This is a genomic window from Metabacillus sp. 22489, from assembly GCF_052044855.1.
GTDB classification, from domain to species: Bacteria; Bacillota; Bacilli; order Bacillales; family Bacillaceae; genus Metabacillus; species Metabacillus niabensis.
The window spans coordinates 83,543-101,543 of record NZ_JBQENT010000011.1; the positions used below are offsets into that span (position 1 = coordinate 83,543).

Sequence of the window (18,001 nt, forward strand, 5' to 3'; positions counted from 1 at the left end):
AAAGAAAATTTTTCACAGTAAAAATATCTCTTACAAGCAATATTTAAATGATTCAGCATGGAGAATGAAAAAAATACAAAAAAAGACTGAATTTTCATAGCCGAACCTTGTATGTGAAACATGTTATACTATTAATGATGAAAATAGATAAAGTACTAGAACCACAAGGAGCTAGAATTGAATATGTTACAAAAAGCAAAAGAGCAATTAAAAGAATATTTTGGTTATTCATCATTTCGAAAAGGGCAAGAGTCTATCATTGAAAATGTTTTAAAGGGTAAGGATACGTTGGCGATTATGCCAACTGGTGGTGGTAAATCAATCTGCTATCAAATCCCAGCATTGCTTATGGATGGTGTAACTATCGTTATCTCTCCGCTCATTTCATTAATGAAAGACCAGGTTGATGCTTTAGAAACAGTAGGGATCCCTTCAACATATATTAATAGCAGCTTAACAATTAATCAATTAAATGAACGTCTAGAAGATATCCGAAATGGGATTTATAAAATTGTATATATTGCTCCAGAGCGCCTTGAGTCTGCCTCGTTTTGCTCACTCATCTTAGATTTACATGTATCTATGGTTGCAGTAGATGAGGCCCATTGTATCTCACAGTGGGGGCATGATTTTCGACCAAGTTATCGAAGAATCAATACTATGATTCATGATTTTCAACAAAAACCAATTGTTATTGCTTTAACTGCAACTGCAACAAAAGAAGTTACAAACGATATATGTCAATTATTAGATATCGATTCAGATAATACATTTGTAACAGGGTTTAGACGTGATAACTTACTTTTTAATGTGATAAAAGGTGAAAATAAACGAGATTTTATCACTAAATATATTAAAACAAACGAAGATCAAGCAGGAATTATTTATGCAGCTACAAGAAGAGAAGTTGATGAGCTTTATCAATTTTTAACGAAAAATGGGGTAAGAGCAGGTAAATATCATGCAGGTTTATCTGAAAAGGAACGGACTAAACAGCAAGATCAATTCCTATATGATGAAATTGACGTCATGGTTGCAACAAATGCATTTGGGATGGGGATTAATAAATCAAATGTTCGTTATGTTATTCATCATAATCTCCCTAAAAATATCGAGGCATATTATCAGGAAGCAGGACGTGCAGGACGTGATGGTGAAATAAGTGAATGTACGATATTATTTGCTGGTCAAGATATTCAACTCCAAAAGTATTTAATTGAGCAGACAACTTTAAGTGATGAAAAAAAAATACTTGAGTATCAAAAATTACAACAGATGGTTGATCTTTGTCACACTGAAAGATGTATTCAAACATATATCGTTGAATATTTTGGAGAGGAAACTCCTAAATCAGATTGTGGGAAATGTATGAACTGTCGTGATACACGAGAAAAAATCGATGTTACCGATGAAGCGTTAATGGTATTTTCATGTATTAAAAGAATGGACGAACGGTTCGGAAAGACATTAGTAGCCCAGGTTTTAAAGGGCTCAAAAAACAAACGGATTAGTCAATTTGGATTTGAGAAGCTTTCAACATATTCCTTAATGAAGCATAAAACGGAGAAGCAGATTGTTGAATTTTTAGATTTTCTTATAGCAGAAGGATATCTAGCTTTATCGAATGCCCAATACCCAATCTTGGAGCTAACAAATAAAGCTCGAAAGGTAATCATTGAGAAACAGCATGTTTTTAAGAAAGAACAAGCGAAAATACAGGCGATTGAAGCAAATGACGCCCTATTCGATGTTCTCAAACAAGTGAGACGTAACTTAGCCTCACAACTGTCTGTGCCTCCATATATTATTTTTTCTGATAGCAGTTTAAAGGATATGAGCCAGAAATGTCCAACAACAAATGAAGAGTTTTTAGAAGTAAAAGGTGTTGCGAAAACAAAGCTTGAAAGATATGGGGAAGCATTTTTACATGCAATCCGAGCATTTTTACAACAAGATACTGTTTCAGAATTAAAGGAGATAGATACAGTTGTAAAGCAAACCATACAAAATATAGATACAGATAAGACAGCTAGTCATGTTTTGAGCTATCAGTTATTTAAAGAAGGATCGACAGTTTCAGAAATTAGTAAAGCGAGAGGTCTTACTGAAATCACAATACAGAATCATATTATTCGTTCAATAACAGAAGGTCATCCGATTGAATGGGAAAAAATTATGACAGCTGAGCAGGAAACGATGATAATTGAGAAAATATATGAGCTAGGAACAGAGTTGTTAAAACCATTAAAAGAGGCACTACCGCCTGAAATTAGTTATTTTCAAATAAAAGCTACGATTTGTAAAATGAATTTGGAGTCAACGACTATAACTAAATAGAATACAAGCAATGGCCCAGATCGTTAGTGAAAACGATCTGGACCATTGCTAATCTCATAGATTTTTTAAATCCTTTCATAGGTAATTTTCTTTAATCCGAATTTTAATATGCTAGGTAAAAAACTAATAATAAATAATAATCGTATAAATTGTAAAGAACTTACGACTGCCGGATTGGCACCAATGCTTGATGCAGTTAATACCATCTCAACAAGTCCACCTGGAGCAAATGATAACATCGCTGTACCTGTATCCAAATCAGTGAATAACGTGAATAAATAACCAATTCCAAAGCTAGCCCCTATTAGAAGCAATGTAGTTAAAAAATATAATCCGCAATATTTTCCACCAATTTTTAAATCCTTAAACGTTATCATTAAACCAAAGCTTATACCAATTGTTAATTGTGCAAAAACCAACACAATATTAGGGAAAGAAGGTAGTGAAATACCGATGATATTCAGCATTGCTGTTGTCAGAAGGGGACCGATCACGTATGAAGCAGGTAAAAATGATTTAAATAGGTAACCAGTTAAACCAGCAAGGATATACCAGCCGAACGAAAAAAAGGAAGCATTGTTTGTGATTGTATCAATCAAAGTTCCACCTTGTTGAGGTTCAAACATATGCAATATAGTAAATGGTACAAAAAATACGACAGTTAGCAGTCTTACGGTTTGAAAGATGGTTACTAACGAAGTATTGGCATTTAACGATTCACTTGCAGTAACCATTTCAGTTAAACCACCGGGAATAGATGCAAATATGCTTGTGTTTCGGTCAATTTTTACAAATTTGCTTATCATTACTCCATTTATGATACTAAAGGAAATTAAGACGATCGTTGCTATAAGAAATGGTACCACATAAGGAGCAACCGTTAAAAAGGTATCCTTATTGAAAGAAAGTCCGAAACTGATTCCTAAAATACTTAAAGAAATATTTTTAAATAACAATGGTTGTACATATTTAGGTTGCTTTGAACGAATAGACCGTAAAGTAATGAGGAAAATCATAGGACCCAATATCCAAGGTAGTGGAATATTGAGGGCATTAAATACTATGCCACCACAACAACCGATAATATAGGGAAAGAGTGTTACGTATAGCTGCTTCATATGTAACCTCCAAAACTTTTATTTTAACAGTAGTATTTTATCATAAGAAAGAGTTGGTTTATATTATCTTGACTGCCCCCTGTCAAAACGAATAAAGTTATGGTACGATTTTTAATAGGTTAGAAAAATATAAATTGTTCACTATTTATTCGTTAATATTTATAGCGTCTAGTAAACTTAAACATTAAGACTACAAGTAATCGCTTTTAATGTTTTTAGATTTCTCTTATATAATGTCATGCGATAAGACGCTGCACTACTTCTTATTATCGGTGATTTCATAGGTTTTGGAGGTTATTATTTTGAAAAAAGAATTTGCAGTAATTGGACTAGGTCGTTTTGGAGGTAGTATTTGCCAGGCATTAAGTGATGAGGGTTTAGAAGTAATGGCAATTGATATAGATGAAGATAAGGTAAATGCTTATGCAAATATTGCTTCACATGCGGTTGTAGGAGATACAACTGATGAAACAGTATTAAAAAGCCTTGGAATTAGAAATTTTGACCACGTCATTGTTGCTATAGGTGATAATATACAGGCAAGTATTCTTACGACAATTATTTTGAAGGAACTAGGAGTAAAGGATATTACTGTTAAAGCTACTAATGATTATCATGAGAAGGTATTGTCGAAAATAGGAGCCGATCGAATTGTCCATCCTGAACGAGATATGGGGAAAAGAATTGCTCATAAAATTGTTTCTAATAATGTTCTTGATTATTTGGAGTTATCTGATGAGCATAGTATTGTCGAGATTAGTGCAAATGAAAAAATCCACGGTCATTCCATTATTGAATTAGATGTTCGAGCAAGATATGGAGTAAATATTGTAGCGATTAAAAGGAACAAAGAAATTATTGTTTCTCCACAGGCAAATGAAAAAATCCAAAAGCACGATGTATTAATTGTAATAGGAGCAGATAGCGATATTAATCGTTTTGAAAAGCGTTTGCTCGGTGATTAAAAGAAGGGTGTTGACAAAATTGTCAACACCCTTTATTCAATGCCTGTATTTATTACACTTCCATAATAATTGGAAGAATCATTGGACGACGTTTAGTTTTCTCGTATAGGAATGGAGCTAATGTGTCTGTAATTTCATTTTTAATTTCAGACCATTGACTCGTACGACGCTCCATAATTTTATTTAAGTGTTTCGTAATAAGGGATTGGGCATCATTAATTAAATCTCCAGATTCGCGCATATACACAAAGCCTCGAGAAATAATATCAGGACCTGCAGCTATTTTGAAATCCTTCATATTGATGCTAACAACTACAATAACTAAGCCTTCTTCTGAAAGAATGCGACGATCACGTAAAACGATATTACCAATATCACCGATACCACTACCATCAATATAAACTGACCCAGATGGGATTTTCCCAGCAACGCCAACTTCATGATCACCAATTGCTAACACTTCACCATTATCCATAATGAAGCAATTTTCTTCCTTTACACCACAATCAACTGCAAGCTTAGCATGCAGTTTTTGCATCCGATATTCACCATGAATCGGCATGAAGTATTTTGGCTTCATTAGTCGTAGCATTAATTTTTGCTCTTGTTGGCCACCATGACCAGATGTATGAATATCATTTAATGACCCATGAATTACTTCAGCACCTGCACGGAAAAGCTGGTTAATTGTTTTACTTACACTTAACGCATTTCCTGGGATTGGTGAAGATGAAAAAACAACATTATCCCCTGGGATAATTTGTATTTGTCGATGTGTTCCATTCGCGATTCTTGATAAAGCAGCCATTGGTTCACCTTGACTACCTGTACATAAAATACAAACACGGTGAGCAGGCAATCGATTGATTTCATGTGCATCAACAAATGTATCTTTCGGACAATTAATATAACCTAATTCTTGACCTATTTGGATAGCTGCTTCCATACTTCTACCAAAAACCGCTATTTTACGGTTCGATGCAACAGCTGCCTCAACTACTTGTTGGAGACGATGAATATTTGATGCAAATGTTGCAAAAATAATTCTTCCATCAACCTTCCGGAAAATTTCCTGAATGCTGTCACCAACTCGTCTCTCGGACATCGTGAAATGAGGAACTTCACTATTTGTACTATCAGATAGTAAGCAGAGAACACCATCTTTTCCGATTTCTGCCATTTTTGTTAAGTTTGCCGGTTCACCAACAGGAGTAAAGTCAAATTTAAAATCGCCTGTATGTACAATATTACCTGGTGGTGTCTTTACAACAATTCCATAAGAATCAGGGATACTATGTGTCGTTCTAAAAAAAGTAACCGATGTTTTCCGGAACTTAATTATGTCATCTTCCTGAATTTCAATTAATTTTGTTTGGCGCAATAGTCCGTGCTCTTCAAGCTTATTTCTTAAAAGACCGAGTGCCAGTTTTCCGCCGTATATTGGTATATTTACTTGGCGTAATAAATACGGAATTCCGCCGATATGGTCTTCATGTCCGTGCGTAATAAATAAGCCTTTAATTTTATCCTCATTTTTTGTAAGGTACGTGTAATCAGGGATTACATAATCAATTCCTAGGAGCTCATCCTCAGGAAACTTAATACCAGCGTCAATTAAGATAATCTCATCTTGAAATTGAACACCGTATGTGTTTTTACCAATTTCACCGAGTCCGCCTAAGGCAAAAACAGCTACTTGGTCGTTTTTAACAAATTTCATACAATCAAATCTCCAATACTTTAAAGTTTTCGCTTTGTTCTTCGTAAGCTAAATACGCTCCATCAATAGGAGTTACGAATTCAATATTATAAGGACGGTCTTTTAATTTAGAGCGAACTTCTCCTTCAGAAGTAGCATTAATATAAAGAGTGTTTGTTCTTTCACGAACAGGTACCTCTGTAATCTTGTCCTGAAAATATACTTTGAAAATCATTTGCCAAATCTCTCCTTAACTTCCGTATGTTAGACTAACTTTTTCTATTATATTCGATTATGACGAACAAGCCAACCCTAGTAGGGAATATGCACAAAACAATTTATCATATTATTAAAGTTAAATTCATAAATAGTAACAAAAAAATCAAATAATGTGCAAATGTATTTTAATAAATAAACAATAAAAATAATGATTTTTCCTTTACAATTTTATTTTCAGACGACAAATATATCGGATTTATGCGATTGTTTTACGTTTTAATAAATGTTTCCATTGTTTTCTTAATGAATCTTTAAGTTTTTTTAGCATTATGATTACCTCCCAAATTTAAATTGTGATATTTCCGCTCAATATGTGCTGCTTTTATTGATAGTATATGTAAAATGTTCGAATCATTTACATGGGTAATCATGGAAAAAGGATCGTGCTAAGTTATTCCTTTGTTCAAAGTCAATTCTTCCTGTGATATAGATTGAAAAATAAAAAAGACGTGACTGTATAAAATGTACCCTAGTGTTGGACATTTTATAAGGTCACGTCTTTTTTATTCACCATTATCGACCAATTGCAATAGCGTTTTCAGGTTCTAAAAATGGATTTTCATCATTAATATGGTCATAAAACATAACTCCGTTTAAGTGATCTATTTCATGTTGGAATACAACTGCTAGTAATCCCTTTAAACGAATATCGATTTCCTCGCCATCAAGTGTAGTGGCTTTTACGCGAATACGTGCATACCGAGGAACAATACCAGGTATTGCTCGGTCAACAGATAAACAACCTTCACCGTTACTTAAAAAACTTTTTTCTATAGAATGGCTAACAATCTTAGGATTAAATAGTGCGTAGCTATGTTGCACACCTTTTTCATCCTCAACATAAATCGCAATCATTCGTTTTGAAACATTTATTTGTGGTGCAGCAAGGCCAATACCCGGACGTAGATTATATTTTTCTGCAATTTCAGGGTCTTGACTATTTTTTACGAATTCAAGCATATTTGCAAGAATTTCTTTTTCCTCGTCTGAAGCAGGGAGAATGACTTCCTCAGCTACTTTACGCAATGTAGGATGTCCTTCTCGTACAATGTCTTTCATCGTTATCATGATGTAACACTCCTTATTTGATAAACGTTTGTAATTCAAATTGCTTTTTAAACAATAAGTTAAACGATTCAGTAAATAAATTATAACGGAAGAAATAAAAATCGGGAAGAAATGAGTATAAATCATTTTCTTTCAGTTAGACTGTTTTCGTAAACTCTGCTGTTATTTACTTGTAGTAGCTTGGTTGGATACCTCGTTAAGCAGGTGGTGTACCTTCCTTGTAGGACTCACCAATCCGACAGAGCCTGTAGGAGGCACACAAATTACGCGACAACCTTTACGAAGTATACTTAAAAGATCAGTATTTTGAAAAAGATTTAATTAAATAGGTACAAAATAATTTTAGTAAGAAACATTAGATGATTCCATTTTTAATTAAATAGTTAGAGTTAGCATTGGCAAATTTTATTTTTGGGTACTAAATTTAAATAATATAGGTCTAATCCCGCTAAATAAATCATATTTATGACAATATATTTAGCCTTTAAAAAGGGACAACCTTTTTGAATGATGAAAAAAATAAATAAATTATATAAGCAGTTAAACAGATTAAATGAAAATAATAGATTACTAATTGTAAAAATGTCTTTTACAGATTATAGTAGAAATGAAATGATAGGGGGAATACTTTTGTTGTTTAACTATAAACATAAGCGGATTTTTATTTTGTTTATTACTTGTCTTTTCGTCACACTTTTAGCAGGCTGTTTCGGTCCATCTCCTGAAGAGAAAATATATACCACTCTTGAGGAAGTTGTTAAGCTAGAGGGTGATTTTGAAAAACAACAAGCACCGCTTTTAGAATTAGAGAAAAAGGAATCTGAAATTTATAATCAAATTATCGATTTAGGTATGGATGAATTTAATAAGGTAGTAGAGCTTTCAAAAGAAGCAGTGACCCTAGTTGAAGACAGGGAATCAAAAATTGACAGTGAATATGAAAGCATTATGGCATCAAAAAAGGAATTCGAATCCATTGATGAACAGATAGAGCAAATTGAGGATAAAGATTTGTTAGAAAAAGCAAATCAGCTCAAGGAAACAATGGATGAGCGCTATTCTGCATATGAAGAGCTTTATAAGTTATATAAAAGTTCGATTACGTTAGATAAAGAACTATATACAATGTTACAAAAAGAAGATTTATCTATTGAAGATCTCGAAGCACAAACGGCGAAAATTAATGAAACTTACCAAAAAGTAATGGAAAAAAACGAGTCGTTCAATAAATTTACCGAACAGTATAATCAGGAAAAAATGGATTTTTATAAAGCTGCAGAATTGAATGTTAAAGAAACTGATGAATAAAAACAAAGGCCAATCTTTATGATTGGTTTTTTTATTTGTAATTAAGTATCTTCACATGTAGGAATCATTTCTTTTGTTAAAATAATATTTTGCTCGAAAAAAATCGATATATGCAAGTATAGATAATAAATCGTTTAGTATGACGTAAGGAATACAAAAATGAAATTTTAGGTAAATAAAAAGCGTTAGACGATTCAGACTTTTTAGAAAGATAAACTGTACTATAAAAAACTATAACAGATTTCCTTTTTGTAATAATACAGATATAAAAGAATGGTTAAATTTTAAATCGTAATAGTTAGAAAAACTTTTAAAAAACCTTATGCAAACTAATTGACGGACGTAAAAACATTGGTGTAAACTTGATAATGAATTATTCATAGTTGTATTAGTTCATAAATTATAGGAACTAATACAGAATATCGATTCGCATCTCTTAAACCATACATAGAGAGATTAACTCATCTCATGAGTGGTAAATTAAGTAGGTAGGTATGAATTCAAAAAAATGTGTCATGAAACATATTTTAGGGTAACCTAATGCTGTACTTAAAGGAATTCTCTTACTAACTAAAAAAGTTAAGGTCATAAGAGGATAGTAGTATCTTTTACAAAAACTACTTCTAATTATGCTCCGAAACAAACACTCTTAAATAAGGAAAGGAAGAGGTTATAAGATGGCTGCAAAAACTAAAAATGCTGTTGTTGACAGTAAAAAGCAGTTTGAAGCGATTTCTAAGCAGTTCGAAACGTTACAAATTTTAAATGAAGAGGGTAAAGTTGTAAACGAAGCAGCTATGCCTGATCTTACTGATGAACAATTAAAAGAATTAATGCGCCGTATGGTTTACACACGCATTTTAGACCAACGTTCAATTTCTTTAAACCGTCAAGGTCGTCTAGGTTTCTATGCACCAACTGCTGGTCAAGAAGCATCTCAACTAGCATCACAATTTGCATTAGAAAAAGAAGACTGGATTTTACCTGGATATCGTGATGTTCCACAAATCATTTGGCATGGTCTTCCATTATATCAAGCATTCTTATTCTCAAGAGGACATTTCCACGGCAACCAAATGCCTGAAGGTGTAAATTGTCTTTCACCACAAATCATTATTGGTGCTCAATATATTCAAACAGCTGGTGTAGCTCTTGGATTGAAGAAAAAAGGCAAACAAGCTGTTGCAATCACTTATACTGGTGATGGTGGAGCATCTCAAGGTGACTTCTATGAAGGAATTAACTTTGCTGGTGCATTTAAAGCTCCTGCAATTTTTGTTGTACAAAATAACCGTTATGCAATTTCAACACCTGTAGAAAAACAATCTGCAGCACAAACAATTGCACAAAAAGCTGTTGCAGCTGGTATTGTTGGTGTTCAAGTTGATGGTATGGATCCGTTAGCTGTATATGCAGCTGTACGCGATGCTCGTGAACGTGCAATTAACGGAGAAGGTCCTACATTAATTGAAACACTTACTTTCCGTTACGGACCTCATACAATGGCTGGTGATGATCCAACTCGTTACCGTACAAAAGAAACTGAAAATGAATGGGCAGCGAAAGACCCGTTAGTACGTTTCCGTAAGTACCTTGAAGCTAAAGGTATTTGGAATGAAGAAGAAGAAAATAAAACAATTGAACAAGCTAAAGAAGATATTAAAGAAGCAATTCAAAAAGCTGATAAATATCCAAAACAAAAGGTTACTGACTTAATGGAAATTATGTACGAAGAAATGCCAGCTAACCTAAAAGAACAATATGAAATTTACAAAGAAAAGGAGTCGAAATAAGCCATGGCACAAATGACAATGATTCAGGCCATTACAGATGCTCTTCGCACAGAGCTAAAAAACGATGAAAACGTCCTCGTTTATGGAGAAGACGTTGGCTTAAATGGTGGCGTATTCCGTGCAACGGAAGGACTTCAAAAAGAATTTGGTGAAGATCGTGTATTCGATACTCCACTTGCTGAATCTGGTATTGGTGGTCTTACAGTTGGACTTGGTATTACTGGATTCCGTCCAGTAATGGAAATTCAATTCTTCGGATTTGTTTACGAAGTAATGGATTCATTAAGCGGACAATTAGCTCGTATGCGCTACCGTTCAGGTGGTCGTTGGAATGCACCAGTTACAATTCGTTCACCATTCGGTGGATTCGTACATACACCTGAATTGCATGCAGATAGCTTAGAAGGATTAGTTGCTCAACAACCTGGTTTGAAAGTTGTTATTCCTTCAACTCCATATGATGCAAAAGGATTGTTAATTTCTGCTATTCGCGACAATGACCCTGTTGTATTTTTAGAGCATATGAAATTATACCGCTCATTCCGTGAAGAAGTACCGGAAGAGGAATATACGATTGAAATTGGTAAGGCAGATGTTAAACGTGAAGGAACTGATTTATCAATCATTACTTATGGAGCAATGGTTCATGAGTCATTAAAAGCTGCTGAAGAATTAGAAAAAGAAGGAATTTCTGTAGAAGTTGTTGACCTTCGTACAATTAGTCCTTTAGATATTGATACAATTATTGCATCTGTTGAAAAGACTGGTCGCGCTATGGTTGTACAAGAAGCTCAAAAACAAGCTGGTATCGGTGCAAGCGTAGTTGCAGAAATTACTGAACGTGCAATTTTAAGCTTAGAAGCACCAGTTCTTCGCGTTGCAGCTCCTGATACTGTTTATGCATTTACAGAAGCAGAAAACGTTTGGTTACCAACATATAAAGATGTTATTGAAACAGCTAAGAAAGTTATGAACTTCTAATTTTAGAGTAATTAATCACTTTGCTTAATACAAATTTACTTTTAGTAAAAGCATAAAAAAAGCACTGCATGAATGAGAGATTTATCGACACTCATTTCATTCATGCATGTGTCTAAATGAATAATGTATTAAGCAATCATCTCACTTTATTACAACAAGGAGGTCGAATGATTTGGCATTCGAATTTAAACTGCCTGACATCGGAGAAGGTATTCATGAAGGTGAAATCGTTAAATGGTTTGTTAAACCAGGTGACAAAGTTGAAGAAGATGATGTACTAGCAGAAGTACAAAACGATAAAGCGGTTGTTGAAATCCCTTCACCTGTAAAAGGAACTGTAACAGAAGTAAATGTTGAAGAAGGTACAGTTGCTACAGTTGGTCAAACAATTATCACTTTTGATGCACCAGGATATGAAGATTTGAAATTTAAAGGTGACCATGGTGATGACGAGCCGAAAGAGGAAGTGAAGCAAGAAGCTGCTGCACCAGCTCCTGAGGCACAAGGTGCAACTGCTGAAGCTGAAGTTGATCCAAGCAAACGCGTTATTGCAATGCCTTCAGTTCGTAAATATGCTCGTGAAAAAGATGTTGATATTCGTCTTGTTTCAGGAACTGGTAAAAATGGACGTGTAATGAAAGCTGATATTGATGCATTCTTACAAGGTGGTACAGCACCAGCTGCTGCAACTGAAGCACCAGCTGCAAAAGAAGAAAAACAAGCTGCACCTGCTGCAATTGCTATTCCTGAAGGTGATTTACCAGAAACTCGTGAAAAAATGAGCCCAATCCGTCGTGCAATTGCAAAAGCGATGGTTAACTCTAAGCATACTGCTCCACACGTAACATTAATGGATGAAGTAGATGTTACAAAGCTTGTTGCACATCGTAAGCAATTCAAAGCTGTGGCTGCTGAGCAAGGTATTAAGTTAACTTATTTACCATATGTTGTTAAAGCTCTTACTTCAGCACTTAAAAAGTATCCTGTATTAAATACATCATTAGATGATTCTACAGATGAAGTTGTTCAAAAACATTACTACAACATTGGTATTGCTGCAGATACTGAAAAAGGTCTTCTTGTACCAGTTGTTAAAAATGCTGAGCGTAAATCTGTATTTGAAATTTCAGATGAAATTAACGGATTAGCGACAAAAGCACGTGATGGTAAGCTAGCTCCAAACGAAATGAAAGGTGCTTCTTGCACAATCTCTAATATTGGTTCAGCTGGTGGTCAATGGTTTACTCCAGTTATTAATCATCCTGAAGTTGCAATTTTAGGTATTGGTCGTATTGCTGAAAAACCAGTTGTTCGTGATGGAGAAATTGTTGTAGCTCCTGTTTTAGCTTTATCATTAAGCTTCGACCACAGAATGATTGATGGAGCGACAGCACAAAATGCTCTTAACCACATCAAGCGTTTACTAAATGATCCACAACTAATTTTAATGGAGGCGTAATCGATGGTAGTAGGTGATTTCCCAATTGAAACAGATACTCTTGTCATTGGAGCAGGTCCTGGCGGATATGTAGCTGCAATTCGTGCTGCACAATTAGGACAAAAAGTAACAGTTGTAGAAAAGGCTACTTTAGGTGGGGTATGTCTAAATGTTGGATGTATTCCTTCTAAAGCGTTAATTTCTGCTGGACACCGTTATGAGCATGCTAAACATTCAGAGCAATTTGGAATTAAAGCTGAGAACGTAACAGTTGACTTTTCTAAAGTGCAAGAATTCAAGCAAGGTGTTGTGAAGAAGCTTACAGGTGGAGTTGCAGGATTACTTAAAGGTAATAAAGTAGATGTTGTATACGGAGAAGCATATTTCGTTGACAGTGAAACTGTAAAAGTTATGGACGAAAAAAGTTCTCAAACATATAAATTTAAAAATGTAATTATTGCAACAGGTTCTCGTCCAGTTGAAATCCCAACATTTAAATTCTCTAAACGTGTTATCGATTCAACAGGTGCGTTAAATTTACCGGAAATTCCGAAAAAGCTTGTTGTTATCGGTGGTGGAGTAATTGGTATCGAGCTAGGTTCTGCATATGCTAACTTCGGTACTGAAGTTACATTTATTGAAGCTGCTGACGATATTTTAGTTGGCTTTGAAAAGCAAATGACTTCAATTGTTACTCGTAACCTTAAGAAAAAAGGCGCTGAAATTTTCACAAAAGCATCTGCTAAAAGTGTTGAAGAGTCTGAAACTGGCGTTAAAGTAACATTTGAAATCAATGGTGAAGAAAAAGTAGTTGAGGCTGATTACCTTTTAGTTTCTGTTGGTCGTCGTCCAAACACTGATGAGCTTGGTTTAGAACAAGTGGGTGTTGAAATGACTGAGAGAGGTATCATTAAAATTGACAAGCAATGTCGTACAAATGTACCTAACATTTATGCAATTGGTGATATCGTTGAAGGTCCTCAATTAGCTCATAAAGCTTCATACGAAGGTAAAATCGCTGCAGAAGCTATTGCTGGAGAAAAAGCAGAAATTGATTATTTAGGAATTCCTGCGGTTGTATTCTCTGAGCCTGAATTGGCTACTGTTGGTTATACTGAAGCAAGTGCAAAAGCAGAAGGCATTGAAGTAGTTGCTGCGAAGTTCCCATTTGCTGCAAATGGTCGTGCGCTATCTTTAAATGACACTGATGGTTTCTTAAAACTTGTTACTCGTAAAGAGGATGGATTAGTGATCGGTGCACAAATTGCTGGTCCAAGTGCATCTGATATGATCTCAGAGTTAAGCTTAGCAATCGAGGCTGGAATGACTGCTGAGGATATTGCGATGACTATTCATGCTCACCCAACACTAGGTGAGATTACAATGGAAGCTGCTGAAGTTGCTATCGGTAGTCCTATCCATATTGTAAAATAATATATAAAATTAAAACTATTCCTTGTTATTCAAGGGATAGTTTTTTTAGCTCTATATAAAAAGGAGATTGCAGATTGAACTGTAATCTCCTTTTTTAAATAGTTTGTTGATTTCCACTTGAGGCTTTCGTGTTTCGCTGGGGTAGTGCGAGAGCCTGTTCTAAGTAAGATCCTATGGCCCCGGTCTCCCTTTGGCATACGCACGCCTCTTTAAGGCAGGAGTTATATAACATCATCAACTACGATCAGCAAACGCTTTTAAGCTAGTCTTTAAATCAGAAATATAAAAGTATTCGGCATCCGTAGTACTCAACTAAAGTTTTTAGAAGGTGCTGCAAAAGCCGCCTTGAAGGTTAATTCCAATTCTAATAATGATAATGTTTATATGCTAGTTCTCCACAAATGAACTACTAGCTTTTTATTAACAATAAGAATACATGATATAAGTGAATCTAGCATGTATGTATTATATTTAGAACACTTAAACATTTTGTTAGAGTGCGTTTAAGCTTTTGCTTCTAGCTTCCATTTTTCGATAATGCCTGAACAATTGGATTTATAATTTCTTCCTCTGTTTCAACATATCCTTCTATTTTTGCGACCACTTCCTCGTTTTCATTGATAACAATAAGGGAAGGATAGACATCAATATTATATTTCCATTCAAGGCTTTTTTTAGAGGCGAATTCTATATTATATAATTCTGGAAAATCATTTTTAATCTGTAGTAAAGCATTATAATATACTTCTTCTTTTTTCACGTCTTTATTATCAGAAAAAAATAATAATTGAATATCTTCATTTGAGTTATCTTCAGGAATTGTATTAGAAAAAAGTTGATTTTCACATGAAGAAAGTAGTATAACTGGTATAATGAAGGCAATGAGTATTGAGCGTTTCATCCTTGCCCACCTCTTTTATTTATTCTCACATTAGGTCTTATTCAGTGTAAAATTCCAAGTCTAAATGGCTAAAAACGATTCTTCTCTGTTAAATTAAACCTATTTTATCATAAATATTGGATTTTCCTCCTATTGTCACCTAATTGTTACATAATTGAAAAATTACCCGGTAGGCTATTATTGAATTGATACTAGACTGAAACAATGGATGTTTTTAGAAGAAAATGAATAGACTTTTATAAGTGATAGGAAGGGGAGAAGGTGATGTGAAATTATGTTCCAGTATTTATTGTTATCATCTTATTCTATGGAGTAGTTATTCTTTTGTTTCGTGGTTATCAAAAAAGGATAGTCTTATCTCGAAAACAATCCTCTTAACAATTTTTTTCTATTTAGCTTATTTAATTGCACTAACACTAATAAAGTCCAAAAGAGATGCAATTGTTATAACGTTGGTGAGTTTATCAATATTTATGCTTTGTTTACAAATTATCCTCCACTTATTTATTAAATAGTTTGAAAGAGAATTTCTATACAGTTATATATTTTCTCACCAATTTTTATTTTGTCCTCAAATTAATGAGAAAAACTCTTTAAATATGTTATATAAATATGTTCTTAGTAAGTTTCGAAGGTCATATTATTAGGTATAACACTTCGTTAAACGCTTTCATTTATATTGAAAGTGAATATATGATTGAAAGGGGTATGGGCATGTGTACAATTGTATGTCAAAACTGTAACTCTACAATCGGCCATCTTGATGGGGAGAAAGTCACAACGTTATATGGAAAATGTGATCATCACGAATGTAGGAATGAAAGTCGAAAATCAGTGAATTAATAATTAAATGCTGTACCTCAAATAAAAAATGTGAGGAAAATTTCCTCACATTTTTTGCTTTACAATACACTGATTGAAAGCTTGTTTAGTTTATTTAATTGCGCGATGTTCTTTTATTACCCTGATTGTTTTTAAAGAAGGATCTTCTGGACCTTGAACTGGTAATCCAACCTCAAGGTTTTTCTTAATATATGTTAGATTTTCTTCTGAAATAATCTCACCTGGAATAAAAATCGGTATTCCTGGTGGATAAACCATTATAAACTCGGCTATGATTCTACCCGCAGAATCATTAAAATCAACAACCTCTGTTTCAGAATAAAAAGCATCACGAGGCGTTAAAGCTAAAACAGGGATATCTGGTAATAAAATGTGAGATTTTTCATTTGATATATTGTTGTTTTTATGAACAGTAGTCGAAAGCTCCTTAAGTGCATGGACTAATGTATCAACATCTTCTTTCGTATCACCTGGAGTTATGATACAAAGAATATTATATAGATCTGATAATTCAACTTCAATTTGATAATTGTTCCGTAACCAATTCTCTACATCGTAACCGGAAATCCCTAATTTATAAACTGGTATGATTAATTTTGTAGGGTCATAATCAAAGGTTGCTTTTGTACCTAATATTTCTTTTCCAACACAATAAATGTCATCAATTTCATTAATTTTCTCTCGAGTGTAATTAGCTAATTGAATCGTTCTCTCAATTAATACATGACCTTTCGTTGCTAACTGTTTTCTTGCAACATCGAGTGATGCTAATAATAGATAAGATGTAGATGTCGTTGTTAACATGCTCAAAATAGATTGTACTCGTTGTGGGGAAACTAATCCCTTTTTTACATTTAATACGGAACTCTGAGTCATCGAGCCACCTAACTTATGGACACTAGTTGCCGCAATATCTGCTCCTGCCTGCATTGCACTCATCGGTAAATCTTCATGGAAATGAATATGTACTCCATGTGCTTCATCAACTAAAACAGGAACATTATATGAATGGGCAATCTCAACAATTTTTTTTAAATCTGCAGAGATTCCAAAATAAGTTGGATTAATTACTAGAACCCCTTTTGCGTCAGGATTTTGTTCTAATGCTTTTTCTACAGCATCTATCGTAATTCCATGTGAAATTCCTAATTCTTTATCGATTTCTGGATGGATAAATATAGGGATTGCACCTGAAAAGACGATAGCACTCATAATGGATTTATGAACATTTCTAGGAACAATGATTTTATCACCAGGTCCACAAACGGCCATAACCATCGTCATAATTGCTCCGCTGGTCCCTTGTACTGAAAAGTATGTATAGTCAGCACCAAATGCCTCAGCTGCAAGCTCCTGAGCCTTTTTAATGATCCCTTTTGGAGCATGTAAGTCATCCAAAGGTCCGATGTTGATTAAATCAATTGATAATGCATTTTCACCGATAAATTGTCGAAACTCTGGTTCAATGCCAGCTCCCTTTTTATGGCCTGGTATATGGAATTGAATAGGATTTTTTTTGGCATGTTCAACAAGACCAGTGAACAATGGTGTTTCATTCTGTGACAAAGTTTTTCCACCTTCTTTTTAGTAATCATTTCATCTATTTTTTAGGACAAACTAACGGCCTCTTATGAATTTTAGGTTCAAAAAATACATTTATTATAATTGCCTAAATATCTAAATGGCTGCCTGACCTGTTATAGCATAATTCACAATTTGTTTTATAAAAAACAAAAGAATTATACCTTTATCAATAAGGACAGTCAATAAAAATAAATTGATAGTACTATTGTTTTACAAACTGACAACTCCCATTCATCGTAAAATACGCTTAAAT

14 protein-coding genes are annotated in these 18,001 nt (G+C 34.1%); 8 read left to right on the forward strand and 6 right to left on the reverse strand.

Annotation, left to right across the window (positions count from 1 at the left end; translation table 11 throughout):
- Positions 1 to 183: 183 nt before the first annotated feature.
- Positions 184 to 2,337, forward strand: coding sequence for a DNA helicase RecQ (gene recQ, locus ACTJJ9_RS09095; protein WP_440768638.1), 2,154 nt, complete (start codon positions 184 to 186; stop codon positions 2,335 to 2,337).
- 65 nt (positions 2,338 to 2,402) lie between these two features.
- Here the strand turns inward: recQ and ACTJJ9_RS09100 are convergent, their stop codons facing one another.
- Positions 2,403 to 3,455 (reverse strand): AbrB family transcriptional regulator, encoded by a 1,053-nt coding sequence (locus ACTJJ9_RS09100; RefSeq protein WP_440768629.1) that lies wholly within the window; start codon positions 3,453 to 3,455, stop codon positions 2,403 to 2,405.
- A gap of 302 nt (positions 3,456 to 3,757) precedes the next feature.
- On the opposite strand from ACTJJ9_RS09100, the gene ACTJJ9_RS09105 reads away from it, so the two are divergent.
- The gene (locus ACTJJ9_RS09105) at positions 3,758 to 4,420 is read left to right on the forward strand and encodes a potassium channel family protein (RefSeq protein WP_095298978.1); all 663 of its coding nucleotides are present in this window, start codon (positions 3,758 to 3,760) and stop codon (positions 4,418 to 4,420) included.
- A 52-nt stretch (positions 4,421 to 4,472) separates the two neighbouring features.
- Here ACTJJ9_RS09105 and rnjA read toward each other — a convergent pair whose 3' ends face one another.
- The 3 genes from rnjA to def form a co-directional block, all read right to left on the reverse strand.
- The gene (gene rnjA, locus ACTJJ9_RS09110; protein ID WP_145580822.1) at positions 4,473 to 6,140 is read right to left on the reverse strand and encodes a ribonuclease J1; all 1,668 of its coding nucleotides are present in this window, start codon (positions 6,138 to 6,140) and stop codon (positions 4,473 to 4,475) included.
- Between the two features lie 4 nt (positions 6,141 to 6,144).
- Positions 6,145 to 6,354 carry a DNA-dependent RNA polymerase subunit epsilon gene (locus ACTJJ9_RS09115; RefSeq protein ID WP_095298975.1) on the reverse strand — a complete coding sequence of 70 codons (210 nt, stop codon included), beginning with the start codon at positions 6,352 to 6,354 and terminating at the stop codon, positions 6,145 to 6,147.
- A gap of 557 nt (positions 6,355 to 6,911) precedes the next feature.
- Complete coding sequence (gene def, locus ACTJJ9_RS09120; RefSeq protein ID WP_440768630.1) at positions 6,912 to 7,466, reverse strand: peptide deformylase; 555 nt, start codon at positions 7,464 to 7,466, stop codon at positions 6,912 to 6,914.
- Positions 7,467 to 8,096: 630 nt separating this feature from the next.
- On the opposite strand from def, the gene ACTJJ9_RS09125 reads away from it, so the two are divergent.
- The 5 genes from ACTJJ9_RS09125 (at position 8,097) to lpdA (ending at position 14,420) form a co-directional block, all read left to right on the forward strand.
- On the forward strand, positions 8,097 to 8,774 hold the full coding sequence (locus ACTJJ9_RS09125; RefSeq protein WP_440768631.1) for a YkyA family protein: 678 nt from the start codon (positions 8,097 to 8,099) through the stop codon (positions 8,772 to 8,774).
- A gap of 677 nt (positions 8,775 to 9,451) precedes the next feature.
- Entirely contained in the window at positions 9,452 to 10,567 is a 1,116-nt protein-coding gene (pdhA, locus tag ACTJJ9_RS09130; RefSeq protein ID WP_095298971.1) for a pyruvate dehydrogenase (acetyl-transferring) E1 component subunit alpha, read from the forward strand.
- 3 nt (positions 10,568 to 10,570) lie between these two features.
- A complete protein-coding gene (locus ACTJJ9_RS09135) occupies positions 10,571 to 11,548 on the forward strand; it encodes an alpha-ketoacid dehydrogenase subunit beta (protein ID WP_095298969.1) in 978 nt (325 codons plus the stop codon).
- Positions 11,549 to 11,720: 172 nt separating this feature from the next.
- Positions 11,721 to 13,007 (forward strand): dihydrolipoamide acetyltransferase family protein, encoded by a 1,287-nt coding sequence (locus ACTJJ9_RS09140; RefSeq protein ID WP_095298967.1) that lies wholly within the window; start codon positions 11,721 to 11,723, stop codon positions 13,005 to 13,007.
- Between the two features lie 3 nt (positions 13,008 to 13,010).
- Positions 13,011 to 14,420 carry a dihydrolipoyl dehydrogenase gene (gene lpdA, locus ACTJJ9_RS09145; RefSeq protein WP_095298965.1) on the forward strand — a complete coding sequence of 470 codons (1,410 nt, stop codon included), beginning with the start codon at positions 13,011 to 13,013 and terminating at the stop codon, positions 14,418 to 14,420.
- 517 nt (positions 14,421 to 14,937) lie between these two features.
- On the opposite strand, the gene ACTJJ9_RS09150 is transcribed toward lpdA, so the two are convergent.
- Positions 14,938 to 15,321: a hypothetical protein gene (locus tag ACTJJ9_RS09150; protein WP_440768632.1), complete on the reverse strand. Its 384-nt coding sequence runs from the start codon at positions 15,319 to 15,321 to the stop codon at positions 14,938 to 14,940.
- Between the two features lie 714 nt (positions 15,322 to 16,035).
- On the opposite strand from ACTJJ9_RS09150, the gene ACTJJ9_RS09155 reads away from it, so the two are divergent.
- Positions 16,036 to 16,164: a GapA-binding peptide SR1P gene (locus ACTJJ9_RS09155; RefSeq protein ID WP_095298962.1), complete on the forward strand. Its 129-nt coding sequence runs from the start codon at positions 16,036 to 16,038 to the stop codon at positions 16,162 to 16,164.
- Between the two features lie 90 nt (positions 16,165 to 16,254).
- Here the strand turns inward: ACTJJ9_RS09155 and ACTJJ9_RS09160 are convergent, their stop codons facing one another.
- A complete protein-coding gene (locus ACTJJ9_RS09160; RefSeq protein WP_440768633.1) occupies positions 16,255 to 17,730 on the reverse strand; it encodes an aminotransferase class I/II-fold pyridoxal phosphate-dependent enzyme in 1,476 nt (491 codons plus the stop codon).
- Positions 17,731 to 18,001 lie beyond the last annotated feature (271 nt).

Bases quoted from the DNA above. Each gene is read 5' to 3' on its own strand.
- recQ (WP_440768638.1), top strand. From the start codon at position 184: ATGTTACAAAAAGCAAAAGAGCAATTAAAAGAATATTTTGGTTATTCA.
- def (WP_440768630.1), bottom strand. From the start codon at position 7,466: ATGATAACGATGAAAGACATTGTACGAGAAGGACATCCTACATTGCGT.
- rnjA (WP_145580822.1), bottom strand. From the start codon at position 6,140: ATGAAATTTGTTAAAAACGACCAAGTAGCTGTTTTTGCCTTAGGCGGA.
- lpdA (WP_095298965.1), top strand. From the start codon at position 13,011: ATGGTAGTAGGTGATTTCCCAATTGAAACAGATACTCTTGTCATTGGA.
- ACTJJ9_RS09150 (WP_440768632.1), bottom strand. From the start codon at position 15,321: ATGAAACGCTCAATACTCATTGCCTTCATTATACCAGTTATACTACTT.
- ACTJJ9_RS09115 (WP_095298975.1), bottom strand. From the start codon at position 6,354: ATGATTTTCAAAGTATATTTTCAGGACAAGATTACAGAGGTACCTGTT.
- ACTJJ9_RS09100 (WP_440768629.1), bottom strand. From the start codon at position 3,455: ATGAAGCAGCTATACGTAACACTCTTTCCCTATATTATCGGTTGTTGT.
- ACTJJ9_RS09155 (WP_095298962.1), top strand. From the start codon at position 16,036: ATGTGTACAATTGTATGTCAAAACTGTAACTCTACAATCGGCCATCTT.
- pdhA (WP_095298971.1), top strand. From the start codon at position 9,452: ATGGCTGCAAAAACTAAAAATGCTGTTGTTGACAGTAAAAAGCAGTTT.
- ACTJJ9_RS09135 (WP_095298969.1), top strand. From the start codon at position 10,571: ATGGCACAAATGACAATGATTCAGGCCATTACAGATGCTCTTCGCACA.